The sequence below is a fragment of the Aequorivita sp. 609 genome (assembly GCF_014212065.1).
GTDB classification, from domain to species: Bacteria; Bacteroidota; Bacteroidia; order Flavobacteriales; family Flavobacteriaceae; genus Aequorivita; species Aequorivita sinensis.
Genome location: NZ_JACJVM010000215.1, coordinates 78,500 through 104,777 on the forward strand (window position 1 = coordinate 78,500; position 26,278 = coordinate 104,777).

A 26,278-nucleotide genomic window follows, 5' to 3' on the forward strand; every position below is an offset into this window, starting at 1 on the left:
AGATGGTTTTATTATTTTGAAGGAATTGATTCAAATCTAATTGTTTTTTAAGGACGATTCAAATGGGATACGATGAAGTATACTTCGCCCTAAAGTTACCTCATCTGCATATTCCAACTCATCACCTACAGAAATACCACGAGCGATAGTAGTTGTAATAATGTTATAAGGTTCAATTTGTTTAAAGATATAAAAGTTAGTAGTATCCCCTTCCATAGTAGAACTTAAAGCAAAAATAAGCTCGGTAATATTTCCAGATTTCACTTTTTCAACAAGTGATGGAACCGTTAGATCACCAGGACCAATTCCATCCATAGGTGATATTTTACCTCCTAAAACGTGGTAATGTCCGCGATACTGACTTGTATTTTCAATTGCCATTACATCGCGAATGTCTTCTACCACACAAACAATTTTTTCGTTTCGGTTAGGGTTGGCACAAATCTCACATAGTTTTGAATCACTAATATTGTGACAATTTGAGCAAAAGTTTATCTCTTCCCGCATTTTTACCAAACTAGCAGCTAATTTCTGGGTTTGCTCTTTTGGTTGTTTTAATAAATGAAGTACTAAACGCAAGGCTGTACGTTTTCCAATCCCAGGGAGTTGGGACATTTCGTTTACCGCGTTCTCAAGTAATTTTGAAGAAAATTCCATAGCTAAAATCCTGCCGACAAGTTAAAAAAAATGCTTCAGAAAAAAATGATTTTCCTGAAGCATTCCTAACTTGGATTAAATTTGTATTAATTAATTACAAGCTTTTTAATTGCTGTACCTGCAGTTGTATTTAAACGCACAAAGTAAACACCTGAATTCAATGATGAAACATCCATAGTGTATTTGTTTGCGATAAATGCATCAGCTTGATACATTAATAGTTTTCCTGAAATATCAAAAATTCTAATTTCTGCATTTATTGGATTTTGTAATCCAATAGTAATTTGAGAATCCGCTGGGTTTGGGTACACACTTACAGTAGATTCAAAAGTGTTTTTATTAACTCCCATTGTACCTTCAACTACTGGAGAAACCCAAAGACCTCTACCATACGAACCTGCGTAAATCATTCCGTTTTCATAGTTAATCTCCAGCTCATTAATTTGAACATTTGGTAGTAGATTACTAAAAGGTTGCCATTCGGTAAAAGTGTTATCTATATAATAAATACCATAATCCATACCTAAATAAAGACCATCCTTACTGTTGTTTTGCCAAACAACTGCTAAAGCGGAAAAGTTTGGAAGATTTAAATTGTAACTACTCCACGTATCCCCTCCATCTTCAGATACCATCACTTTATTTGCACTTGTGGTAGCTACTGCAATTTTATTAGGATCTACAGGGTGAATTGCAATTGAATTAATTAGTCCTCCTGGAATTCCAACTTGCTCCCAATCTGTAGCACCACCATCGGTAGTTCTGTACATTAATGCACCTCTTGATGCATACATGATTTGATTGTTCCTTTCGTAAATTTTTAAATTGTTTAAGTTACCTCCAAAATTTTGAGAAACTGGAGTCCACGAAGCACCTAAGTTAGCTGATTTATAAACTCGATTGTACCCAACATATATAGAATTTTGAACTATTGGATCTTGCTCAAAAGGTGTTACCCAATTCCCTGAACCCGTTCCTGGCTCATTAATTTGAATAAGACTATTTCCTCCATTCTGAGTTCGGTATAATTGACCAAATTGACTAGTACCATACATAAAGTTTGTATTGTCCTTGTCTATAAAAGTTTCCATTCCGTCAGCACCAATCCAATCCCTCCATCCAGTTGAAGAAGTGTAGAAAGAAGTACCATTATCCTGCGACCCACCAGATACAACTACATCTTCTGTTTGTGAAATACCAATTTTATAAAATTGACGAATCCCTAGCCCTTCTGTAAGATCTTCAAAATATGAAGCGTTTATTGTAGCCGTGTTTTCAGCTTTAAAAATTCCTCCATCAGTAACCGCATAAAGTGTAGTTCCGTGGAATAGCATATCATCAATATCGGCGTGACAGTAGCCGATGTTTTGTGTAGCAGCATTTGCAGGAATCCAATCTGAAGTAATTTCAAAAGTCACTCCTGCATCCATAGATCTCCAAGAAAGAATACCTGCAATATGCACTTCATTAGCATTTGATGGATTTACAGCAATCGCCATATCTCTAGGAGCTTGTCCGTTATTGTCATTTCCAGTTGTACTATAACCAAAATAGTTTTTGTTACCGTGATTAAGCTTTGTAAATGTATTACCTCCATCTACAGATGAATAAAATCCACCAAATCTATTTTGAAACGCTTCTACCACATAAACTGCCTCTGGATTTGCTGCCGAAACACCTATCATTTTTGGGCCCGTATTAAATCCGCCGATGGTTGTAAAGGTTGCTCCTCCATCTGTTGATTTATGAAATCCAGTTCCTGAAGCATAAACTACTGAAGGGTCTCCTGGTTTAAATTCTAAGTCGTACCCTCTTGAGTCTGAAACTGCAGTTGTCCAGGTTGTTCCCCCATCTATAGTAGCATAAATTCCGACATTTTCGGCAGTTGCAAACATTATATCGCTATTGGTTGGGTGGATTAAGATTCTATTTACAACACTATTTCCTATTGTAGCTAATAAACTCCAAGTTGCTCCAGCATCTGTTGATTTAAAAATATCTCCGTTAGTTGCTCCAAAGAAGTAAGTGTTAGCATCGGTTGGATCCATAGCAACAGCATAAACCTTCATGTTTGAAAAGTAGTCATTTAAAGGAGTCCAAGTTTGAGCTCCATCAGTAGTTTTCCAAACACCTCCGGTGTTAGCACCAACAATAATATGGTTTTCGTTCCCTTCTTCTATCGCTACCGAAGTAATTCTACCTACCCCGGGATTCCATCCTGAAGTTGCGTTCCAATTATCTGGTCCCATTTCTTGCCAGCTATCTGGAAGAACCATTCTATTTTCAGCAGTACTGTTTACATATGCGTTCCAATTTTCTAGTTCTCTTAAACGATCAGCATTAGAAGCCAAATACCCGTCGTCTTGAACCATTCTAAGAGCGTTATACTCCCATCTCTTATATTGTTTATATCCGGTGCCACGGCCTTTATCCTTTCCTTCGAAATGGGCTTCGGCACTATCTATAATATCTTGCACTTTATAGGTGCCAGCATCAATCATTCGTAAATATTCTTGAGCCTGAATGGCTAAAGAACTAAATAAAAGGGTAAAAAGCAGTAGTAATTTAAAACGCATCTTTTTAGTTTTTAGGTAGTTATAAGTTAATTTGAGTAAAGCCATCAAATGTATTAAAAATAAAATGGGTAGGGAAACCAAACTTTGTATTTTTACGCAGACGAATTCCTAATTATTATAGTCTAATATAATATGCAACCCTTACACATACTTTTATTAATCATTGGATATTTTTTAGCTTTAATTTTTATTTCCTACTTAACTAATAAGGGGGGAAGTAATGCTGATTTTTTTAAGGCCGGAAAACAATCGCCTTGGTACTTGGTTGCGTTTGGTATGATTGGCGCTTCGTTAAGCGGAGTAACTTTTATATCAGTTCCCGGTTGGGTTGAAGCTTCGAAATTCAGCTATTTTCAGGTTGTTTTAGGTTATATAGTAGGTTATGCAGTAATTGGAACCGTTTTACTTCCACTCTACTATCGTTTAAACCTCACTTCAATTTATACATACTTAGAAGGAAGGTTTGGAAACGCTTCTTATAAAACGGGGGCTTCATTTTTTCTATTATCAAGGGTTGTTGGGGCTAGTTTCCGCCTCTATTTAGTAGCTGTAGTGTTGCAAAGTTTAATCTTTGACGATTTGAATATTCCTTTTTGGGTAACAGTAACTATTACAATTTTATTGATTTGGCTCTATACTTTTAAAAGTGGAATAAAAACCATTGTTTGGACAGATACTCTTCAAACCTTATTTATGTTAATTGCAGTGGGAGTTGCTGTCTATTATGTAGCCACAGATTTAGGACTTTCTGGAAGCAGTCTTTTTACATTTGTAGCTGAAAGTGAAATGAGCCAGATATTCTTTTTTGACGATTGGAGATCAGGAGATCATTTTGTAAAGCAGTTTATAAGTGGTGCTTTTATTGCAATTGTAATGACAGGCCTAGACCAGGATATGATGCAAAAAAACCTTACTTGTCGGAACTTAGAAGACGCTCAAAAAAATATGTTTTGGTTTACTATTGTACTTACAATTGTAAATTTTGTGTTCTTAACTTTAGGGTTATTACTTACTGTTTACGCTGAACAAAATGGAATAGATGCTCACAAAGATCAACTTTTCTCAACCCTTGCTGCGCAAGAAAGCGTATTTGGTATGGGTGTAGCCGTACTGTTTATCTTAGGCCTAATAGCTGCAGCTTATAGTAGTGCAGATAGCGCATTAACGGCATTAACCACCTCCTTTAGTATCGATATACTGGATATTGAAAAGAGATATGATGAAAAGAAACAAATTAAAATGCGAAAGCTCATTCACATTTTATTTTCACTATTATTAATACTCGTAATTATCATCTTTAAATATGTTATTGCAGATGATTCTGTAATATCCAAACTCTTTGTTTTTGCAGGTTATACCTACGGTCCTCTGTTAGGCTTGTATGCTTACGGTCTCTTTACAAAATGGAATGTAAAAGACAAACTTGTTCCATTAGTTGCAATTGCAACTCCATTCATAGGGTATGGTATAAGCCATCTAAGCTCATTGTACCTAAACTTTGAATTCGGATTTTTTATATTAATCTTAAATGGAGTACTTACATTCTTAGGTCTAATACTGATTCGTACCCAAAAGAACTAAGGTACAAGCAACCTCAGCTTCAATATTATTTTCTTTAAGAAGTGTGTAGAATTCAGGGTTTTCAGTACCTGGATTGAAGATCACTCGCTGTGGTTTTAGCGAAATAATATAGTTGTAGTATTCTTCTTGTCGTTTTGGATTTAGATATAAAGTTACTGTATCAATATCTTTAAAATCTTTCTTTTCTGTAACAATATTTACGCCAGCAACCTCACCTTCTTTTAAACCTACGGCTTCAACAATGTGATTGTGATTCACTAATCTATTTATTGCCAAATTAGAATATCGGTTCGGTTTTAAACTTGCGCCTAGCACTAATGTTTTTTTCATTTGATTTAGTTTTTAGGAAAAATACAATACAACGCTTTAAAATATCATAAATGTTAGTTAAAAAGAAGGTAGCAATGAAACATAATTACTTTTTGAACGTCTTTATTAAAGTAGAAGAAAGATATTATTTTACTGCAATAGTTTTACGTTGATGGTTAGTGTTAATAATTGCAGTAATATTTCAAACCCGAAGCAAAAACTTCGGGTTTGTTTGTTTTAAAACTCAAATGTTATTGTATTGTTAAATAAGGTTTTACAATGAAACAATTAAGATGGTTTTTCGTCTAACACATATAATCCTAAGTTTCATTTTTATAATTTATTTGAATTAGCCTTCAACGAATTATTCCTTATTTTAGGAAATTGAAATAGCCTTTCAGAAATACTGAAAGGCTATTTTATTCTATGAGTAAACAAAACTTTAAAATAGTTTGTTTCGCTATCACATCTTTATTTTAAAAAATCAATTTACCATCTTATAATTGCACTTCCCCAAGTAAATCCACTTCCGAAAGCTGCTAACACTACAACATCTCCTTCTTTAATTTTACCTTGTTCCCAAGCTTCAGTAAGCGCAATTGGAATTGAGGCAGCTGTTGTATTTCCATATTTCTGAATATTATTAAAAACTTGATCGTCTGTTAGTTTCAATTTGTGTTGAATAAATTGCGATATACGTAAATTAGCTTGGTGAGGAATTAACATATCAATATCTTTCACCTCAAGATTATTTGCATCCAAACCTTCCTGAATTACCTCTGCAAAACGAACTATAGCGTGTTTAAACACAAATTGTCCATTCATCACAGGATAATACGGAATATTTTCTTGAGGGTTTTCAGCTATAATTTCGGGAACCCAATGAGCTGTGCTAGGCCCTTGTAATGCAAGTTCATTTTTGTGTGCCCCTTCACTATGGAGATGCGTAGATAAAATTCCATTGGAACCCTCCTCATTTCTAGATAATACAGCAGCTCCTGCACCATCCCCAAAAATTACTGAAACGTTTCTTCCACGAGTTGTAAAATCTAATCCCCCACTGTGGTTTTCACTACCGATTACTAAAACGTTTTTATACATACCCGTCTTAATAAACTGATCGGCAACAGAAAGTCCATAGATAAAACCACTACATTGGTTTCGTACATCTAGTGCTGGAATCGTTCTCATACCCATCATTTCTTGTACTTCTACTCCACCTCCAGGGAAATACATATCTGGACTAAGCGTAGCAAAAACAATCATATCTATATCGTTAGGAAGCAGTTTAGCGCGGTCTAACGCTATAGTAGCGGCTTTAACTCCCATAACAGAAGTAGAATTCCCATCGCCCTTTTTAATATGTCTTCGTTCTTTAATACCTGTGCGCTCCTGAATCCAAGCATCATTGGTGTCCATTAATTTCGACAAATCGTCATTGGTCACAACATTTTCAGGAACATAATATCCAAGACCAGTAATTTTTGAAGTATACATTTTTTGCGTTTTAAATAATCGTGAAAGATACACATATACTTTTTTTATGGAAGTAATTTAGACGTAATAAAGTATGCATGCATAATAGATTATAAAGACGAAACTAATAAATTCTCACATTTTAAAACATTCTCTGTACTCCTTATTTTATAAAACGCCTAGGATAATTATTTTGAATATCTTTAGGCTTTTAAAAATTTTAATATGAAAAACATTATTGCATTTGTTGCATTTTTATTTGTAACGACAACTTTTTTAGGACAAGAAAAATTAAAGTATCAAAAACCACCGAAAGAAATTTTAGAACTTGTTGATGCTCCTTTAGCTCCTTCAGTTTGGATTGACAGTAAAGGGGAAAACGTTCTGCTATTTTACCGCGATGCATATAAATCTATCGCCGAACTTTCTGAAACCGAACTTCGTTTGGGAGGTTTACGTATAAACCCTAAAACTAATATCGGAAGTAGAACAAGGTATTTCAACAATATAAAAGTAAAAGAAGCTACAGCAAAGGATGCAAAGCAAATCACTGGATTACCTGAGAATGCAAGAATTTCTAATTTCTCTATCTCTCCAAACGAAAAGATGGTTGCTTTCTTAAATACCTCAGACGATGGAGTTCAATTATGGATTGCAGATATTGAAAAAGGTAGTGCAAAGAAACTAAGTACACTTAAATTAAATGCAAATATGGGGAATCCCATCAATTGGTTTAAAGACAGTAGTGCACTGTTAGTAAATGCTATTCCTAACAACAGAAAAGAATTAATAAACACTTCAGAAGCTGTACCTGAAGGGCCTACAATTTCAGTAAGTGACGGAGAAAAAGCTCAAAACAGAACCTATCAAGATTTATTAAGTAGCCCTAATGACGAATATAATTTTGAGCAATTGGCGCTTTCAACGATAAAAAAGATTACACTTAACGGAGAAGTTTCAGATTTTCTACCTACTGCAATGTATGACGACATCGATTTCTCTCCAGACGGAAGTTATGTAATGGTGAATATCATAAAAAAACCATTTTCATACATAGTTCCTTATTACAGATTTCCATTTGAAACAAATATTTATGACAAGAACGGGAAACTGATTCAAAAAGTAAACGATGTACCATTAAATGAAGTACAGCCAAAAGGATTTATGGCTACTAGAGAAGGCAAAAGAAGCATGAGATGGCGCGCAGACAAACCAGCTACCTTATATTGGGCTGAAGCGCAAGACAAAGGTGATCCAGAAGTAAAAGTAAATCACAGAGATGCAGTTTATGAATTAGCCGCTCCTTTTAATGGGAAAGAGAAACTGCTTCTTAAAACCATCAATCGCTTTTCTGGAATTACTTGGGGGAATGATAACCTAGCAATTGCAAGTGATTACTGGTGGAACGACCGTAACACAAAGAGTTATATTTTCAATCCTTCAAATGCTTCACAAGCACCAAAAGTGATTTTCGATAGAAGTTATCAAGATAGATATAGCGATCCGGGAAATTTTGTAACTACAAGAAACAATTATGACGAAAGAGTTTTAGAAATCAACAATGGTACAGCTTATCTAATGGGTGACGGTTTTTCAGAAAAAGGACAATTTCCTTTTATTGATGAATACGATTTGAAAACTCAAAAAACTAAGCGTGTTTATGAATCTACTTATACCGATAAGTTAGAAAATTTAAACTCTGCTATTGATATGAAGAATGGGAAGATTTTAGTGCGAATAGAATCACAGAATGAATACCCTAATTATTACTTCAGAAACATCAAAAAGAAGAATGATTTGACTGCAGTTACTTCATTTGAAAATCCGTTTAAAAGCATCCAAGATGTTCATAAAGAAGTTATCAGTTACAAACGCGATGATGGTTTAGAGCTTGAAGGCACCTTGTATTTACCTATCGGATATGATGTAAATAGCAAAGAAAAAATGCCGATGATTCTTTGGGCTTATCCGCGTGAATACAAAGACAAAAGCAGTGCTGCACAAAGCACAACAAACCCTAACGAGTTTATATATCCGTATTACGGATCACCAATTTACTGGGTTACTCAAGGGTATGTAGTTTTAGATAATGCAGCATTCCCAATTGTTGGTGAAGGTGATGAAGAGCCTAACGACTCTTTTGTTGCTCAGTTAGTTGGAAATGCAAAAGCCGCAATAGATGCAGTTGATGAAATGGGATACATAGACAGAAACAGAGTTGGTGTTGGAGGACACTCTTATGGTGCATTTATGACAGCAAATTTATTAAGTCATTCAAATTTATTTGCTGCAGGTATTGCTAGAAGTGGTGCCTATAACAGAACCCTTACTCCTTTCGGATTTCAAAGTGAAGAAAGAAGCTATTGGGATTCTCCTGAAACCTATAACACTATGTCTCCTTTTATGAATGCCGATAAAATGAAATCTCCGTTGTTATTAATCCATGGAGAGGCGGATAATAACTCAGGAACATACCCCCTACAAAGTGAGCGATACTTCAATGCGTTAAAAGGTTTAGGTGCAACTGCTCGACTTGTTATGCTTCCAAAGGAAAGCCACGGTTACAGCGCAAAAGAAAGTGTTCTTCACGTTTTATGGGAACAACACGAGTGGCTTGAAAAATATGTAAAAAACAGAAAGAATAGCGGTAAATAATCACTTCAAAAAACAATTTATTGTAACAAAAAAGGGCGCATTAACAATGCGCCCTTTTTAAACAACCTAACCAATTAAATAATTGACATTTTACTTTTTCATAGCAATTTTATATCCAATTATTTAATGGTAAATATACCATTCTTTGTTTAGTGAAATTGTTAAAGGATTAAACAAAGTTTTGTTAAAGTTTAAACGTATTTCTTGTAATTGTTAATTTGAACCTCTGCCCCTAAGTCATTCATCAAATTATAAAGTCCAAAAAAGGTTCTGTTTATATATAAGAAGTGTTTGGAACCTCTATTTCCATTCATCTTTCTTAGTTCGGTATCTTTAGAGTATTTATTACTTAACTCGGCGATTTTCCCAAAAAACTCTTCATCTGAAAAGTCGAAAGTTTCACTGTGGAATGGTTTTGTAAACAAACTAAGCATCTCGTGAAATAGTTCTGAAAAGAATCGAGTTTCTTCTGGGGTATCTTCTTTTTTCAAAATTTCTAAAGCATACATTTTTTCTGAAAACACTCTAGGATTGTTGATATTCTCAGGTTGAGCCAACTCAAAGTAAGGAGCATAAAACTCCTCTGGCACGGTTTTGACACAACCAAAATCTATTGCTATTAGATTTGCATCAGAATCTACCATAAAATTCCCGGGGTGGGGATCGGCGTGAACTCGTTTTAATTGATGCATTTGGAACATATAAAAATCCCACAACGTCTGCCCCACTTGGTTGGAGTATTCAGGGTTTAAATTTGTTTTTACAAACTCAGACAAATGCTGCCCTTCCATCCAATCCATAGTTATAATTCGCTCGTTAGAAAGCTCTTCATAATATTTTGGAAACCTCAGATTCGGAATTTTGCTACACGCCTGTGTAATTTCTTTACTTTGAACGACTTCGAAAATATAATTGGTTTCTTCCAAAAGCTTCCCTTCCACTTCTTGAAAGTATTTGTCGCTGTCCTTGCCTTTTATATTAAACATCTTCATAGCAACTGGCTTTACCATTGCTAAATCGCTACTTATGCTTTCGGCAATTCCAGGATACTGAATCTTTACAGCTAAATTTTTTCCATCTTTAGTTGCTTTATGGACTTGTCCGATACTCGCAGCCGCCACAGATTCGGCATCAAATGAATCGTAAATATTCTCTGGAGTATCGCCAAAATACTTTTTAAAAGTCTTACGCACTAAAGGTGCAGAAATTGGAGGTACTTGAAACTGAGCCAATGAAAATTTTTCAACATATGCCTTTGGCATAATGTTTTTTTCCATACTCAGCATTTGGGCGACTTTTAAAGCACTTCCTTTTAGGTTTTTTAGGCTGTCATAAATATCTTCAGCATTGCTTTCATTTAACTCATCTTTTGAATGTTGTGGGTTCACGAGTTTTTTACTGTAATATTTTAAATAATTTCCGCCGACTTTTGCACCAGTAGTCATTAACTTGGAAGCACGTTGAATTTTGTTTGTTGGAATTTTATCTATTGTCTTCATTATACCATCTTTTCTTTCCACAAAAATTTTCCAAAATCTAAAACACTTTCTAACGGCTGTGTATCGAATACATCAAAAATGGCTCTTACCGACTTTTCAATTGCAACATCTGTATTTTCAAACCCAGCAGAATTGTCCTCCATCCAATATTTCAACAGAAACAAGGTTTGTAACCAAGCGCCTTCAGAAAAAATTGTGACAGATTGTTTTAAAACTTTTAGCTTTTTGTCTTCATTATTATCTCGAATTAATTCGGCCGCAAAGTGTTTTACATCTTTTCGAAGTCCCTTTAACTGACTCAAATTTTTCAACATACTTTGATGTTCCTTTAGCGAGAAAAGAACGTAACTCCTATTGAGTGTAAGTAACTCAAAGAAGGTAAAGAAGAAGGTTAGCATTTTATCTTGATTTGAGTAACCTTGAAATGCTTCGTCATTATTTGCTAATGAAATTGTTTGTTCATAAAATGAACTCCAAATTTCCATTTGTAAACCTTCAAAAGAACCAAAGTGCTCGTAAAATTGAGTTTCTTCAAAATTGTTTTCCTTACAAAATTTAAAAACGCTTTTCGGAACTTTTTCATTTGTAAGAACTGATTCCATATACAAGGAAATAATTTTCTCCTTACTCATTTTAGTATTCGAATTTGATTTTTTTGAAGCAGGGGAATTCGTTTTTGCAGTCGCCATAGTACGTCTCGTATTTAATATTGAAAAAGGTGTAAATCTACCTAGGTAAGCAAAGATAGCTACTGTTTAACATTTTAAGCTAACTGTTAAACAAAATATTGTGTTAAAGTTTATTCCTTCAATAGAATGACAAGGTGTCAGCATTGTAACCCTTGGTATTTTTTTTGACTATGAAATGATACTGAATACAATTACAAAATATATAAAATATAAAAAAATGAGCAAAGGAACTATTAATGTATCAGTGGATAATATTTTTCCGCTAATTAAGAAGTTTTTATACAGCGACCACGAGATATTTCTTCGTGAATTAATTTCGAACGCGACAGATGCAACTTTAAAACTCAAACACCTTACTAATATAGGAGAGGCTGACGGAGTTGAATACGGTAATCCAATAATTGAAGTAAAGCTTGATAAAGAAAAAAAACAACTACGCATTATAGACCAAGGTATTGGAATGACTGCGGAAGAAGTTGAAAAATACATCAACCAAATTGCATTTTCTGGAGCTGAGGAATTTATTGAGAAGTACAAAGACAAAGATGGGAAGGATGCTGGAATTATCGGGCATTTCGGACTTGGTTTTTATTCAGCTTTTATGGTTGCCGAAAAAGTTGAGATTATTACCAAAAGTTTTAAAGATGAACCTGCCGTACATTGGACTTGCGACGGTTCGCCAGAATTCACTTTAGAAAAAGCCGATAAAAAAGATAGAGGAACAGAGATTATTCTTCATATTGCTGAAGACTCTACAGAGTTTTTAGAGGAGTCACGTATCAGTGAACTATTGGTGAAGTATAACAAGTTTATGCCTATTCCAATTAAATTTGGAACTCGTACTGAAACACTTCCGAAGCCAGAAGACGCAAAAGAAGACGATCCAGCTCCAACTCAGGAAGTTGATAATATAATCAACAATCCTAATCCAGCTTGGACAAAAGCACCTACTGAACTTGAGGATAAAGATTATAATGAGTTCTATCGCGAAATGTACCCAATGCAATTCGAGGAACCTCTTTTCCATATTCACCTAAATGTAGACTATCCGTTTAATCTTACAGGAATTCTTTACTTCCCTAAGATGACGAATGATATGAGCATTCAGAAGGATAAAATTCAACTTTACCAAAATCAGGTTTTCGTGACTGATAATGTAGAGGGAATTGTTCCTGAATTCCTAACAATGTTACGCGGAGTGATTGATAGTCCAGATATTCCACTTAACGTATCTAGAAGCTACTTACAAGCAGATGGAGCAGTTAAAAAGATATCTAGCTACATCACAAGAAAAGTTGCAGACAAGCTTAAGAGCTTATTTAACAACGACCGTGAAGGTTTTGAGAAGAAATGGAACGATATTAAAATCGTTATTGAATACGGTATGCTTACTGAAGATAAATTCTTCGATAAAGCAAAAGACTTTGCTCTTTACCCAACTGTAGATAACGCTTTCTATACGTTCTCTGAATTAAAAGACAAAATAAAAGACGCACAGACTGATAAGGATGACAAGCTTGTAATTCTTTATGCTTCAAACAAAGAAGAACAACACAGTTATATTCAGGCTGCAAAAGACAAAGGATACGAAGTTTTACTATTAGATTCTCCTATTGTTACTCATCTACTTCAAAAAATTGAAGGCAGCGAAGAAAAAGTTTCTTTTGTACGAGTAGATAGTGATCACGTTGAAAACCTTATTAAGAAAGACGACGAGCAGATTTCTAAACTTTCTAATGAAGAAAAGGAAACGCTAAAAACTTTCTTAGACGGGGTTATACCAAAAGAAAAATTCACTGTTCAATTAGAGGCAATGGATAGCAATGCAAATCCATTTATTATTACCGAGCCAGAATTTATGCGTAGAATGAAAGATATGCAGAAAACCGGAGGCGGTGGTATGTTTGGAATGGGTGGATTCCCAGAAATGTACAATCTAATTGTAAACACAAACCACGAATTGGTAAGTGAAATACTAAATACTAAAACCGATAAGAAAAAGGAGCGTTTAGTTAATCAAGCTTTAGACTTAGCGAGATTGAGTAAAAACTTACTAAAAGGTGAAGAGCTTACTGCTTTTATAAAGCGTAGCTACGAAATGATTAAATAGTATTTAAGCAATACAAATAGATTAAATATTTTAAAAGCCTTTCTAAACATAAATTAGAAAGGCTTTTGTCTTTTTAAACAATTCGTTATTGTTGTAAATCTAAAAAAGACCTACATTTAAAAACTTAAAAAAAAACAACTATGTTACCTTGGCATCAATATTTAATGGGAGTACTGCTTGTACTCGCTGGAATGAACCACTTTAGAAAACCTAAGTTGTATGAGCGCATTATGCCACCATATATTCCTGCACATAGCACTATGGTTATGCTTAGCGGAGTAGCCGAAATGGTTTTAGGATTTATGCTAATGAACAAAAACAGTCAAGAAATGGCGGCCTGGGGTATAATAGCATTATTAATTGCATTTATACCAGTACATATTTATATGTTGCAGGATAAAAAAGCTTCTATGAAGCTACCAAAATGGGCTCTAATTGTTAGAATTCCCTTGCAATTAGGCTTGATTTACTGGGCGTACTTATATACTTAATTAATACTAACTTTAGATCATTATGCATTAGGGAACAGAGAGCTAATCCGTTTCGCTTTAGAAAGCCAAAATACAGAGAAGCAACGACCTTCCCTATTCACCTCTCACCACTAAAACACTTTCAACTAGCCAAAAATCTCATTCAATAATCCAGCTAATCGGACTCCTCCTTTTTGAAGTTGGAAGCGTACAGTTTCCATATATTTATACATATACCCATAGCTCAGCTTTTGTCCAACTTCAGTATTGGCATAGATATCCTCACAAAGCTCACGGCTTTCGTACATCCAATCTCTTACCGAACCACTTTTAATTGCTTCAATTTCTTCTTCACTAAGAACGTCAATATTTGAAGCTAGCTCAGTATAAGACATCTTGTACGAATCTATCATTTTGCTATCCCATACCTTATGTAGGTTAGTTCCATTTTTAAACCAAAGTACTTGGAAGTCATTTCCTCCCTTATCCTCAGCTAAACCTATATGTAGCGGTTGGTGTAAATCACCTATAAAATGAACCAGTAATTTTAAATGAAAAACTTTATCTTCTTTAGTGCTTTCGTCGTTCTTCAATACAGCGATACATGTTTCAATAGCCTGAATTAAATCCCCGCTTTCGCTTTTTGGGTGTTCATCATATTTTTCACCAAATGGAAAGCTTACATAATGCCAAGGACCATAAGAATCATAAGCTCTATCGCTTTTAATATCATCACCATGATTAGAAACTAAAGCTAAGGATTGACCTTTTAACAACTCAAAAATTTGTTTTTTAGCTGTTTCACTCAAATGTTTTTGAGCAATTTCACCTACTGCTCTATGACCCGTTTTTCCGAAGTCTTCAGATGCAAAAACTGTTGACAAACAAAACAAAAAGAAAGTAAGAATTAAGATAAGCTTATTCATGATATTTTAAAATTTAGGAATGCAAAGATAGCATCTTAAATAATTATAATCTTAAAACTTATTAAATGTTTCAGAATCGCGAATGTGCTTATACAATATTTCAATAAACGGCTTGTTAAAAGAATAAGAGAATTCAATTTGTGTTATCTTAGCAAGGTTAAATTTCAACGTTATAATTTTAGATAAAATGAAAAATATATTTATTGCTTTCCTGCTTTTTAGTAGTGTGATTTCTGCCCAAACTAAAAAATTTAACGCTGAAGATTTACGGATTACTCCACTTATAGATGGCACTTTATTAACTCCAGCTTCGGAAGAAAAAATTCCATTGGCAATTATAATTGCAGGAAGTGGTCCAACAGATAGAAATGGAAACCAGCAAATGATGGTGAACAATTCATTGAAATTCCTAGCTGAGGCGCTTTACGACCAAGATATTGCTACTTTTCGATACGATAAACGAATTGTAAAGCAAATGAAAATGCGCAATATCGATGAAAAAAACATTCGGTTCAGCGATTTTATAAAGGATGCTGATGCTATTCTGAATTATTTTAGAAACAAAAATGAATTTTCAAAAATTTATATCATTGGCCATAGCCAAGGTTCCTTAGTGGGAATGGTTACAGCGCAAAATGGTGCGGATGGCTTTATTTCTGTTGCAGGAGCTGGACAACCTATAGACGATGTGATTGTTTCTCAACTAACCAAACAAGCTCCAGGATTGGCAGATAGTGCTCGTAATGCTTTCGATGATCTTCGCGTAAATGGTGTTGCTAACAATTACAACCCAGGATTAGCTTCAATTTTTAGAAAAGAAATTCAGCCATTTATTGGGAGTTGGATGCCTTTCGATCCAAAAGAAGAAATTGCAAAACTAGATATTCCAGTATTAATCATTAACGGAACAAAAGATATTCAAGTATTAGTTTCGGAAGCAGAATTGCTCAAAGAAGCAAAACCGGACGCTGAATATAAGATTATTGAAAAAATGAATCATATCCTTAAAGAAGTTGAAGGTAATGATTTGGAAAACAGCAAAACCTATAACATTCATAACCTGCCTATTATGCCAGAATTGGTGGAAACGATAAGTGGATTTATCAATAAGTAGAATATTAAAAAAATTAAGTTGTTATAAGATTCATACACCTCATAATTCTGAAATTAGAGTTCTAAAAATTTAAATTAAATATGTATTTTGCGCCAAAACTACCCATAATGCAAGATACAGCTACCGAAATTATTAAGGACACTACTCCCTTTTTTACCAACGATACAATCGTTTTTGGAATTTTGATGATAGCCCTAGGCTTCATTTTTTATACTTCTTCACGCGAAGATGGTTTTTGGAAAAAATTCTATGGTGTAGTTCCCGCGCTTTTTATGGCGTATTTCCTTCCAGCTTTATTAACAACATCAGGTGTAATATCACCAGAGTGGACAACAATTTCTGAAACCGGAGAAACTACTACCGGAAAATCAAGTTTATATTATATGTCTAGTAGGTATTTATTACCTGCAGCCTTAGTATTAATGACATTAAGTATTGACTTGAAAGGAGTTCTTAATTTAGGTCCAAAAGCTTTAATTATGTTCTTTGCGGGAACCATCGGAATTGTTATTGGTGGGCCTTTAGCCGTGCTAATTGTAGGGTCTATTCATCCTGAAGCTGTGGGTGGCGAAGGTGCAGACGCAGTATGGCGTGGACTTTCAACACTGGCAGGAAGCTGGATTGGGGGTGGTGCAAACCAAACTGCCATGCTAGAAATTTATGGTTACAACCAAAAGCTTTACGGCGGAATGGTATTCGTTGATATCGTAGTCGCTAACATTTGGATGGCAATAATCCTCTTTGGAATTGGAAAATCTGCCAAAATTGACAAATGGTTAAAAGCAGATACTTCAGCCATTGAAAGTTTAAAAGAAAAGGTTACCGATTACGCTAAAAAAGTTGATCGCAACCCTTCACTTACAGATTTAATGGTTCTTGCAGCAATCGCATTTGGAACTGTTAGTGTGGCACATTTTGGAGCTAACTTCCTAAGTGGATTTTTTACTTCTGTTGTGAGTGAAATGCCAAAAGGGATAACAAGAAACATTTTCACTTTCTTAGATTCCAGTTTCTTTTGGATGATAACCATAACTACTATTATTGGTGTACTGCTATCATTTACAAAAGCCAGAACTTATGAAGGTGCAGGCGCTAGTAAATTTGGAAGTGTATTTATCTACATATTAGTTGCCAGTATTGGTATGAAAATGGACTTAACCCTCATCTTCGATAATTTATGGTTAATTGTTATCGGCTTAGTTTGGATGGCTGTACACGCGGGACTAATGATTCTGACAGCAAAATTAATTCGCGCTCCTTACTTCTTCCTGGCTGTAGGTAGTCAGGCAAATGTTGGAGGTGCTGCATCTGCTCCTATTGTTGCTTCGGCTTTTCACCCTTCACTGGCAACTGTTGGAGTTCTATTAGCAGTATTTGGATACGCTGTGGGAACGGTAGCCGCAATTTTATGTACTGTACTTATGCAATTAGCTTCAGCTGTTTAAATACATTTCATAAAGTTGTGTTTTTCTTTTGAAGTAAACAATTCTTTGGATATCTATTGAAGAATAAATTGTGAATAAAGAAACACCGAATCCATTATTTTCAACGATTATTTTTGAAAAAAAATAGTCATATTTGCAGGCTCGTAAAACAAAGCTACTTTAACATAATATCATCTTTAAATAATTAAAATGCGCTATTTTCTATTAATTGTAATTGTACTTGTATCACTGGTTAGCTGTAATGAAACCAAGGATACAGAAGTTATGAATATTACTGGTACTGTAAAAGGTCTTAAAAAAGGAACAATATTGTTTCAGAAATTTGAAGACACAGTTCTAATTACAATAGATTCGGTGATTGTAGATGGTAATTCTAACTTTAAGTTTTCAGATAAGGTTGAGAGTCCAGAGGTTTACTATTTATATGTTAGACTTAAAGACGGAACATTAAAAGATGACCGTATCACTTTTTTTGCTGAAAACAGCGATATTAATATCACTACTAACTTAAAGAACTTTGGAAGTGCTGCAGTTGTTACAGGTTCAGAAAATGATAAGGCGTATAGAGATTATCTAAAACTGAAAAATAGATACGTAATTAAAAACTTAAGTTTAATCGAAGAAAGATTAAAGTTGAAAAACAACGCAAGTGAAGCGTCTTTAGCAAAAATTGAAGATAAACAGCGAGCTTTGCATTCTAGCAAATATTTCGCAACTATAAATTTTGCTTTAAACCATAAGGAATATGAACTCGCTCCTTATCTTGTATTAAGTGAAGTCTACGATGCAAACATCAAGTATTTAGACACCGTTTACAATGCGCTTACCCCAAAAGTAAAAGACTCCAAATACGGTAAAGAATTGGAGTCATTTATTGTAAATCGTAAAAAAACAGATACTATATTATAGCGCGTTAATTTGGTCGATTAATTTTCTACCTCTTTCTTCTAGCTCAGCTTTTACAGCAGTAAAATGTTGTTTTTTATTGTCAACATCTTTTTGATTTACTTTCGCGATTAACTCGTCAAAAGTTGTGATAGCTTCGTCTATAATACCTTGTGATTTTTTGTTGTCTTTCTCTGCATTGGTTAATTCCCAAATGCTAACTGCACCAATAATATCACCTAATACGTAGTTTATGTCTTTTTTTAAATCTCTAACGTTTGCCATTGAATTGTTCTTACTTTAATTGTTTTTGTTGTATTCTAAATAATTGGGTGCAAAGATACGAACAATTAAGCTATGTACACTTCTAAAAAGCTTACTGAATTTGTAATAAATTTTATTTCAGGTAATTGAGCAGGTATTAAGACGGTTTCTCCCTTACTAATTGTTTCAGTATAACCATTAGTTTCTATTGTGGCTTCACCTTCTAAACACATATAAACAGTGAAAGATGGGATACTTTTTAAATCTCGAAGGTAATTTTTGGATAGATCTAATTTATTAACAGTAAAAAACTCAGTAACACCAATTTGTGAAGGAGTGTTTTTCTTGGTTTTATAAGTCTGTTTTGATTCTTCCGATGAAAAGTCAATTGCATCTATCGCTAGGTCGGTATGCAATTCACGCATTTCTCCGTTAATGTCCGGCCTATCCCAATCGTATATTCTATAAGTGTTATCTGAGGTTTGCTGAATTTCAGCCAAAAGTATTCCAGCGCCTATAGCGTGAACAGTTCCTGGTTTTAAAATAAAAGCATCTCCTTTTTTTACAGATTCGGTTTTTAATACTTCGGTGATTTTCTTTTCTGAAAGGGCTTTTAAATATTTTTCTTCATTAATTTCACCATTAAAACCTATAATCAATCTTGAATCTTCCTCAACATCCAAAATATACCACATTTCGGTTTTCCCTAATGAATTGTGCCTTTCCTTGGCAAGTATATCGTCTGGATGAACCTGTACTGAAAGATCTTCACGAGCATCAATAAACTTAAACAATAAAGGGAAAGTGTTTTGGTAGTTTTTATAAACTTTTGCTCCAACTAACTTTTCTTTATAAACCTCTAATAACCAGTTTAAGTTTTTTCCTTTTAAACTTCCATTAACAACTTTAGAAACACTTTCTTCTACCCCAGAAATCTCCCAACTTTCACCTATATATTCATCGGCATCTTTATTAAATATTTCCTTCAACTTATTGCCACCCCATACTTTTTCTTTAAGTATAGGTTCAAATTTTAAAGGATAAAGGTGAGAAATTGTAATCATTAATGTCCGTTGTAAACAACAAAGTTGCGTGGGGTTTCGTATAATTTTATTGTAATATCGAATTTAGAATCTAGACGTTTTCTTAATTTATTCCAAATTACAATAGCTATATTTTCTACAGTAGGATTAAGATCTTTAAATTCAGGAACTTCTAAATTTAGATTTTTATGGTCTAAAGCGTCTTCAACTTCTTCTTTAATTAGATCTCTCAAAATATTAAGATCTATTAAAAATCCAGTTTCAGGATCTATTTCACCTGTTAGGCCAACCTCCAATTCATAGTTATGCCCATGATAGTTTGGGTTGCTACATTTTCCAAAAACCTGAAAGTTTTTTGCATCGTCCCATTCTTTTTTAAATAGACGATGAGCAGCATTGAAATGTGCTTTTCTAAATACAGTTAAACTCATACAACTAGATGTTGATAAAATTTATCGAAAATAATTATAAACCAAGCTGTATAAATATCTGGATTCGCTTGAATATCATTTTTAACTTCTTCTAAACTCATCCATTTCCAGTCAGCTACTTCATCAGGATTTATGTTGGGTTCTCCTTCATACTTTCCTATTAGAATATGGTCAAGTTCGTGTTCGGTTAGACCATTATCAAAAGGAGCTTTATATATAAATGTTGTGGTTTCCTTTAAGTCTGTGGTAAAACCCATCTCTTCTGAAAGTCTTCTTTTTCCAGCATCTATAGAAGATTCCCCGTCTCGTTGATGACTACAGCAAGTATTTGCCCAAAGTCCAGGGGTATGGTATTTATGCAATGCACGTTGTTGAAGCATTAATTCATTTTTTGAATTAAATACAAAAACTGAAAAAGCTCTATGAAGCAAACCCTTTTCATGGGCTTCCATTTTTGGCATTAAACCAATCTTCTGATCGTTCTCATCGACAAGTATTACTTTTTCTTCTTCCATTAAAAACTTAGTTTTGGCTCAAAAATACGAAAACAGTAGCTGTATAAAAAGCAAAAAGCGTTCAATACAAAGTATTAAACGCTTTTATGAAATTTAATTTAGTCGAGTTAATTCTTTATGATAAACATAGACCTTCTATTTAATTGATGTTTTTCAGCACTACAAGGTACTCCATTCTCACATTCATTAACCAATTGCGATTCACCATAGCCTTTGGCTGTTAACCTACTTCTATCGATTCCTTTTGAAATCAACCAGTTAAGGGTAGATTGAGCACGACGTTCAGATAAGGCTTCGTTATACGCATCACTTCCTCGTGAATCTGTATGAGATTCTATATGGATAACGATCTCTGGATACTCTCGTAAGGCAGCAAGAATTTTAGCTAGCTCTATTTCTGCATCTGGACGTATATACGACTTATCAAAGTCAAAATAAATTGGTTGTAAGTTTAATCTACATCCTAAATCATTCGGCGCACAAGGACCTTTGCTAAATAATGGAAGTGGCACATTGATAGTTCCTGTAAGTTCAGGAGTTTCAACAATTTCTTCGTGTGGATTATATCCTTCCATGGTTCCTCTAACTGTAAACTGCTTCCCACAATCTGCATCAAAACTATAAACACCATTCTCATCAGCAGTTGTTTGAGTTATAAGCTTATTATTCTCATCTAATAAGGAAACACTTGCACCAGCCAACATCTCTTTTGTTTCAGCATCGAACACTGTTCCTTCTATTAAAATAGTACAACTTTCCCGTACTAGGTAGATATTATCATCAACACTTCCGCGATCTCCATCTCTATTAGAAGATAGATATCCTATTCTAGATTCTTCATCTATAATAAACCCGAAGTCGTCTTTTGCACTATTAGTAGGTGCTCCTAAATTTGTTGGACTTCCTAGTTTTCCTTCTTCATCTATTGATGAAACAAAAACATCATAACCTCCTAAACCCGACCGACCATCACTAGAGAAATAAAGGTTGTTTTTATCGCTTACAAAAGGAAAAGATTCTCTTCCTTCTGTATTTATTTCAGGGCCTAAGTTAATTGGTGTACCATAGGTACCATTTTCTAAAATGTCTACATACCAAAGGTCAGACATACCTAAAGTACCTGGCATATCAGATGAAAAATACAATCTTTTGCCATCCGGACTTAAAGCAGGATGCGCGACTGAATAGGCCTTGTTGTTAAATGGTAATTCCTCCACATTAGACCAAGTATTCTCACCCGTCTTCTCAGCTTTAAAAAGGCTTAGTCTAAGGGTTTTATGTTTTTTAGATTTATCCAGTTCTTTTTGTCCATCTATATAGCTATTTCGAGTAAAATAAATGGTTTTACCATCTTTGGTAAAAACTGCAGTAGATTCGTGATATTGAGTATTTACATCGCCTCCTAAAGGCTTTGGATTACTTAACAATCCTTCTTCATCTCTATTAGCAATAAACAAATCTAAATAAGGCTCTTGAGTCCATTGATCTACATTTAATCCCGTTGCATTGGCTGCAGATGCATAAACCAATTTATCCTTCATATAAAAAGCAGGTCCAAAGTCTGAAGTTCCTGAACTAATTGGAGACATCTCAATTACAAACTGTCGTGATTTAAAAACAGTACTCTTTAAATAGTCTATGTCCTCATCGTAGGTTTTTATCACAAAACCAGTTCCTCCTTTTGCAGTATAAGCTTCTAATAGCTCACGGCTCTTATCGTGTTTACCAAGACTCTTTAAGGATTGGGCAGCTCTATAATAGTATTTAGGTTCAGTGTCATCTGGAAACGTAGTTACTAATTTTTCGTACCATTTTGCTGCGTTGGTATAATCTCCATTAAAATAATAGGTGTCTCCTAAGTTTTCATATATCTGAGCAGATTCGTATCCATCTTCAACTACTTTAAGATAGATTTGTCGCGCATCGATATAAGCATACTTGTCAAATTCTTTATTTGCCCTTTTTACATCTTTTACCTGCCCAAAAGTGCTTCCCGTTGAGAGAACTATAAAGGCTAAAATAAATATGTTACGTAATATTGTATTCATAGTCAGTATTTTTTAGAAGAATCTTGGGGTTAACACTCTTTCTGGTCTATTAAATATATCGAAACGAAGCATAACTTCATAGGAACCATCACTATATGTTTCAATATCTGTTGTTTGATAATCATATCCAAAGCCTATAAAAATTGCATCTGAAGCTTGAAAACCTACCATTGCGCTCATAGCAGCACTCCATCGATAAGCCGCACCAAGTGTAAGCTTGTCATACAATAAGAAGTTGGCAGAAACATCTGCTTGTAAAGGCGATCCATTTACCATCTTAAATAAGGTTGCTGGTTTAAACTTTAAATTATCACTAATATCAAATACATAACCCGCAATTAAAAAATAATGCATACGCTCGGAAGCGGTTGTTTCAACTGTAGTATTTGCTAGGTTACCCTTATCAAAATGTTTAGTAGTTAAAAAGTTTGGAACCGATAATCCTACATAAAACTTATCAGTATTATAATATACACCTGCACCAATTTGTGGTTGAAGCTTATTGTCTATATTATTTTGTTCAAAATAAGGATCAGAATATACATCGCGTGGTAAATTCAATTTAGAAAAATCTACATCTAAAATGTCTAAACCTGCTTTAAGACCGAATGATAACTTAGCGCTCTCCGAAGTATTAATCGAATAAGAATAGTCGATATTGAAATTCGTTTCAACAGCGGGACCAATTCTATCATTAACCACTGAAAGTCCTATTCCCATATTTTCACCCATTGGAGAATTTACAGTAAATGTACCTGTATTAGGCGCACCATCACCGAAATTAACCCATTGAGTCCTATACAGAAGACCAAAACTTAGAGCTTCACGATTTCCTGCGTAGGCAGGGTTAACCACCTGCGTATTATACATATACTGCGTGTATTGGGGGTCCTGCTGAGCATTACTTGAAAACGTGCCAAGTAAAATCAAAATTATTAGTGTTAGATAACTGTGTTTCATAGTTATGTATTTTTAATCCTGGGAGATATACTCCCAGGAATATTTGATTTTTCTATCTATTTATATATAAGTATCCAGTATAAGTATCCTTACCAGGGTTCTCTCCTTGGAAAGTAAGAATATAGAAGTAAGTTCCGGTTGGTAACTCCTTATCTTTTTGAACAGTAACTCGACCTTCTGAAATACCTCTAAAAGTATTTATGCTATCGTCTTCTCCCTGTCCATAACCGTCTGTTTCGTAAACCAATACACCCCATCTGTTGAATATCTTAACATTATTATTTGGGTAATTGTTAATTCCTCTTATCCAGAAGAAGTCGTTCATACCATCTCCATTTGGTGTAATACCATTGAATATCTCAAAGACAACGCCTAATACATCTGGAAGAACAACAACTGCTTCAGCTTCATCCTCTACAGTGGCTCCCGTATTATCTTCACCAGTTACGGTAGCTAGGTTTACAACCTCTCCATTATCAATATCTTGTTGCGTTATTGAATATGTAGCAGTAAATGTAGTGCTATCCACTTCACCTGGTTGTAATACCTCTATTGGACCACCAGACATTACAATTCCTGGTAGCGGATCTGATATGGTGATGTTATAAAGTGTAACATCTCCTGTGTTAGTTACTACGAATGTGTAGCTAATGGTTTCTCCAACATCAGACGCACCATCTCCGTTTTCATCATTAAATACTCCTGATTTCTCTAATGAAATCGATGGATTATTACATAGTGAAGTTATTGTAGGATTATCTTCTAAATAGCTAGTATGATCTGAAAGGTCTGAAACAATGTTTCCTGCTGGCGCAATACCTTCTGCTAAAGCTTGGTTTTCAATAAATCCAGCATCAACATCAGTTTGCGATATAATATAGGTTGCAGTAAAAGTAGTCACATCTTCTTCACCTGCCGCTAAATCAATCGGACCACCAGTTACAGTTACCAATGGATCTGTTATAATTACATTGGTTAACGATACATTACCAGTGTTTTTAACACTAAATGTATATATAATCGTTTCATCTACTCCTGCACATCCATCATTGTTCTCATCTACTGGAGTACCAACTTTAATTACAGCAATTGAAGCATTCTGACAAAGTGTAATGATTATTGGATCGTCATTATCAATAGCTGTTCCTGAATCATCACTTACTATAGTCTGATCTGGAGCTGTTCCAGTAGCTGTCGCTTGATTCACTACTTCCCCAGCATCAATATCTGCTTGGGTGATTGCGTAACTCGCTTCATATATCCAAGTTTCTGTTACATCAAGCTCTCCATCCCCATCAGTGTCTCCACTTATTGGACCGGCTATTGGACCTCCTAATAATGGGTCGTCTACTATGATGTTAGACAGACTTACATTTCCTTGGTTAGTTACTGTGAATGTGTATGTAATAGTCTCGTCAACATCTGAACAACCATCGCCGTTCTCGTCATTAAAGACTCCTGCTTTTACAATCACAATTTCAGGCTTCTGACATAAGTCGATTATCGTTGGATCATCATTATTAATTTCTGTTCCTGAATCATCACTTACTACAGTCTGATCTGGAGCCGTTCCAGTTGCTGTCGCTTGGTTCACTACTTCCCCAGCATCAATGTCTGCTTGGGTGATTGCGTAGCTGGCTTCATATATCCAAGTTTCTGTTACATCAAGCTCTCCATCCCCATCAGTGTCTCCACTTAATGGACCAGCTATTGGACCTCCTAATAATGGATCGTCTACTATGATGTTAGACAGACTTACATTTCCTTGGTTAATTACTGTGAATGTGTATGTAATAGTCTCATCAACATTTGAACAAGCATCGCCGTTCTCATCATTAAAGACTCCTGTTTTCACTATAACAAGTTCAGGCTTCTGACATAAGTCGATTATTGTTGGTTCATCATCATCAATTGTCGATCCTGATAAATCAGATACTGTACTTTGGTCTGGAGCTGTTCCAGTAGCTGTCGCTTGGTTCACTACTTCCCCAGCATCAATATCTGCCTGGGTGATTGCGTAGCTGGCTTCATATATCCAAGTTTCTGTTACATCAAGCTCTCCATCCCCATCAGTGTCTCCACTTAATGGACCGGCTAATGGACCTCCTAATAATGGGTCGTCTACTATGATGTTAGACAGACTTACATTTCCTTGGTTAGTTACTGTGAATGTGTATGTGATAGTCTCATCAACATTTGAACAAGCGTCACCGTTCTCGTCATTAAAGATTCCTGTTTTTACAATTGCAATTGCAGGGTTTTGACAAAGTTCGATAACTGTCGGTTCGTCGTTTCCAATTGTCAATCCTGATAAATCAGATACTGTACTTTGGTCTGGAGCTGTTCCTGTAGCTGTCGCTTGGTTCACTACTTCCCCAGCATCAATATCTGCCTGGGTGATTGCGTAGCTGGCTTCATATATCCAAGTTTCAGTTACATCAAGTTCTCCATCACCATCAGTGTCTCCACTTATTGGACCGGCTAATGGACCTCCTAATAATGGGTCGTCTACTATGATGTTAGACAGACTTACATTTCCTTGGTTAGTTACTGTGAAAGTGTATGTGATAGTCTCGTCAACATCTGAACAATCGTCACCGTTCTCGTCATTAAAGATTCCTGTTT

General features: G+C 34.9%; 21 protein-coding genes. 7 read left to right on the plus strand and 14 right to left on the minus strand.

Annotated elements, in window-relative coordinates; all coding sequences use genetic code 11:
- Positions 1 to 36: 36 nt before the first annotated feature.
- Together recR and H4O20_RS14860 are read right to left on the minus strand one after the other, a co-directional pair.
- The gene (gene recR, locus H4O20_RS14855; RefSeq protein WP_139856098.1) at positions 37 to 657 is read right to left on the minus strand and encodes a recombination mediator RecR; all 621 of its coding nucleotides are present in this window, start codon (positions 655 to 657) and stop codon (positions 37 to 39) included.
- An 86-nt stretch (positions 658 to 743) separates the two neighbouring features.
- Positions 744 to 3,233 carry a T9SS type A sorting domain-containing protein gene (locus H4O20_RS14860; RefSeq protein ID WP_185099804.1) on the minus strand — a complete coding sequence of 830 codons (2,490 nt, stop codon included), beginning with the start codon at positions 3,231 to 3,233 and terminating at the stop codon, positions 744 to 746.
- Positions 3,234 to 3,365: 132 nt separating this feature from the next.
- Between H4O20_RS14860 and H4O20_RS14865 the strand changes: the two genes are divergently transcribed.
- Positions 3,366 to 4,814 (plus strand): sodium:solute symporter, encoded by a 1,449-nt coding sequence (locus tag H4O20_RS14865; protein WP_185099805.1) that lies wholly within the window; start codon positions 3,366 to 3,368, stop codon positions 4,812 to 4,814.
- Here the strand turns inward: H4O20_RS14865 and H4O20_RS14870 are convergent.
- Positions 4,785 to 5,144, minus strand: a complete 360-nt coding sequence (locus tag H4O20_RS14870; RefSeq protein ID WP_139856104.1) for a CoA-binding protein — start codon at positions 5,142 to 5,144, stop codon at positions 4,785 to 4,787. The two genes, H4O20_RS14865 and H4O20_RS14870, sit on opposite strands and share 30 nt — an antisense overlap.
- Positions 5,145 to 5,612: 468 nt before the next feature.
- Positions 5,613 to 6,620, minus strand: a complete 1,008-nt coding sequence (locus H4O20_RS14875) for a 3-oxoacyl-ACP synthase III family protein (RefSeq protein WP_139856106.1) — start codon at positions 6,618 to 6,620, stop codon at positions 5,613 to 5,615.
- Between the two features lie 204 nt (positions 6,621 to 6,824).
- On the opposite strand from H4O20_RS14875, the gene H4O20_RS14880 reads away from it, so the two are divergent.
- Positions 6,825 to 9,254 carry a S9 family peptidase gene (locus H4O20_RS14880; RefSeq protein WP_185099806.1) on the plus strand — a complete coding sequence of 810 codons (2,430 nt, stop codon included), beginning with the start codon at positions 6,825 to 6,827 and terminating at the stop codon, positions 9,252 to 9,254.
- A 191-nt stretch (positions 9,255 to 9,445) separates the two neighbouring features.
- Here the strand turns inward: H4O20_RS14880 and H4O20_RS14885 are convergent, their stop codons facing one another.
- Positions 9,446 to 10,753, minus strand: coding sequence for an AarF/ABC1/UbiB kinase family protein (locus tag H4O20_RS14885; RefSeq protein WP_185099807.1), 1,308 nt, complete (start codon positions 10,751 to 10,753; stop codon positions 9,446 to 9,448).
- The gene (locus H4O20_RS14890) at positions 10,753 to 11,442 is read right to left on the minus strand and encodes a TetR family transcriptional regulator C-terminal domain-containing protein (protein WP_185099808.1); all 690 of its coding nucleotides are present in this window, start codon (positions 11,440 to 11,442) and stop codon (positions 10,753 to 10,755) included. Before H4O20_RS14890 ends, H4O20_RS14885 begins: the two co-directional genes overlap by 1 nt.
- Positions 11,443 to 11,659: 217 nt before the next feature.
- Here H4O20_RS14890 and htpG point away from each other — a divergent pair, with 217 nt between their 5' ends.
- Together htpG and H4O20_RS14900 are read left to right on the plus strand one after the other, a co-directional pair.
- Positions 11,660 to 13,552 (plus strand): molecular chaperone HtpG, encoded by a 1,893-nt coding sequence (htpG, locus tag H4O20_RS14895; RefSeq protein ID WP_185099809.1) that lies wholly within the window; start codon positions 11,660 to 11,662, stop codon positions 13,550 to 13,552.
- Positions 13,553 to 13,692: 140 nt separating this feature from the next.
- Positions 13,693 to 14,043 (plus strand): MauE/DoxX family redox-associated membrane protein, encoded by a 351-nt coding sequence (locus H4O20_RS14900; RefSeq protein ID WP_139856116.1) that lies wholly within the window; start codon positions 13,693 to 13,695, stop codon positions 14,041 to 14,043.
- 125 nt (positions 14,044 to 14,168) lie between these two features.
- Here the strand turns inward: H4O20_RS14900 and H4O20_RS14905 are convergent, their stop codons facing one another.
- Positions 14,169 to 14,948: a S1/P1 nuclease gene (locus H4O20_RS14905; RefSeq protein ID WP_185099810.1), complete on the minus strand. Its 780-nt coding sequence runs from the start codon at positions 14,946 to 14,948 to the stop codon at positions 14,169 to 14,171.
- A 187-nt stretch (positions 14,949 to 15,135) separates the two neighbouring features.
- Here H4O20_RS14905 and H4O20_RS14910 point away from each other — a divergent pair, with 187 nt between their 5' ends.
- The 3 genes from H4O20_RS14910 to H4O20_RS14920 all read left to right on the plus strand — a co-directional run bounded on the left by H4O20_RS14910 (position 15,136) and on the right by H4O20_RS14920 (position 18,416).
- Positions 15,136 to 16,062: an alpha/beta hydrolase gene (locus tag H4O20_RS14910; RefSeq protein ID WP_185099811.1), complete on the plus strand. Its 927-nt coding sequence runs from the start codon at positions 15,136 to 15,138 to the stop codon at positions 16,060 to 16,062.
- 107 nt (positions 16,063 to 16,169) lie between these two features.
- The gene (locus tag H4O20_RS14915; protein ID WP_185099812.1) at positions 16,170 to 17,507 is read left to right on the plus strand and encodes a DUF819 domain-containing protein; all 1,338 of its coding nucleotides are present in this window, start codon (positions 16,170 to 16,172) and stop codon (positions 17,505 to 17,507) included.
- Positions 17,508 to 17,696: 189 nt separating this feature from the next.
- The gene (locus H4O20_RS14920; protein ID WP_185099813.1) at positions 17,697 to 18,416 is read left to right on the plus strand and encodes a DUF4369 domain-containing protein; all 720 of its coding nucleotides are present in this window, start codon (positions 17,697 to 17,699) and stop codon (positions 18,414 to 18,416) included.
- On the opposite strand, the gene H4O20_RS14925 is transcribed toward H4O20_RS14920, so the two are convergent.
- From H4O20_RS14925 to H4O20_RS14955, 7 genes are all read right to left on the minus strand, one after another.
- The gene (locus H4O20_RS14925) at positions 18,411 to 18,677 is read right to left on the minus strand and encodes a hypothetical protein (RefSeq protein ID WP_139856126.1); all 267 of its coding nucleotides are present in this window, start codon (positions 18,675 to 18,677) and stop codon (positions 18,411 to 18,413) included. The genes H4O20_RS14920 and H4O20_RS14925 overlap by 6 nt on opposite strands.
- 65 nt (positions 18,678 to 18,742) lie before the next feature.
- Entirely contained in the window at positions 18,743 to 19,720 is a 978-nt protein-coding gene (locus tag H4O20_RS14930) for a type I phosphomannose isomerase catalytic subunit (RefSeq protein ID WP_185099814.1), read from the minus strand.
- A complete protein-coding gene (locus tag H4O20_RS14935) occupies positions 19,720 to 20,130 on the minus strand; it encodes a 6-carboxytetrahydropterin synthase (RefSeq protein ID WP_139856130.1) in 411 nt (136 codons plus the stop codon). Before H4O20_RS14935 ends, H4O20_RS14930 begins: the two co-directional genes overlap by 1 nt.
- Positions 20,127 to 20,645: an isopentenyl-diphosphate Delta-isomerase gene (gene idi / locus H4O20_RS14940; protein WP_185099815.1), complete on the minus strand. Its 519-nt coding sequence runs from the start codon at positions 20,643 to 20,645 to the stop codon at positions 20,127 to 20,129. Before idi ends, H4O20_RS14935 begins: the two co-directional genes overlap by 4 nt.
- A gap of 107 nt (positions 20,646 to 20,752) precedes the next feature.
- Positions 20,753 to 22,693 (minus strand): OmpA family protein, encoded by a 1,941-nt coding sequence (locus H4O20_RS14945; protein WP_185099816.1) that lies wholly within the window; start codon positions 22,691 to 22,693, stop codon positions 20,753 to 20,755.
- A 12-nt stretch (positions 22,694 to 22,705) separates the two neighbouring features.
- Positions 22,706 to 23,653: a type IX secretion system membrane protein PorP/SprF gene (locus H4O20_RS14950; RefSeq protein WP_185099817.1), complete on the minus strand. Its 948-nt coding sequence runs from the start codon at positions 23,651 to 23,653 to the stop codon at positions 22,706 to 22,708.
- Between the two features lie 52 nt (positions 23,654 to 23,705).
- Positions 23,706 to 26,278 (minus strand): gliding motility-associated C-terminal domain-containing protein (locus H4O20_RS14955; RefSeq protein ID WP_185099818.1); only part of this gene is annotated, 2,573 nt, incomplete at its 5' end.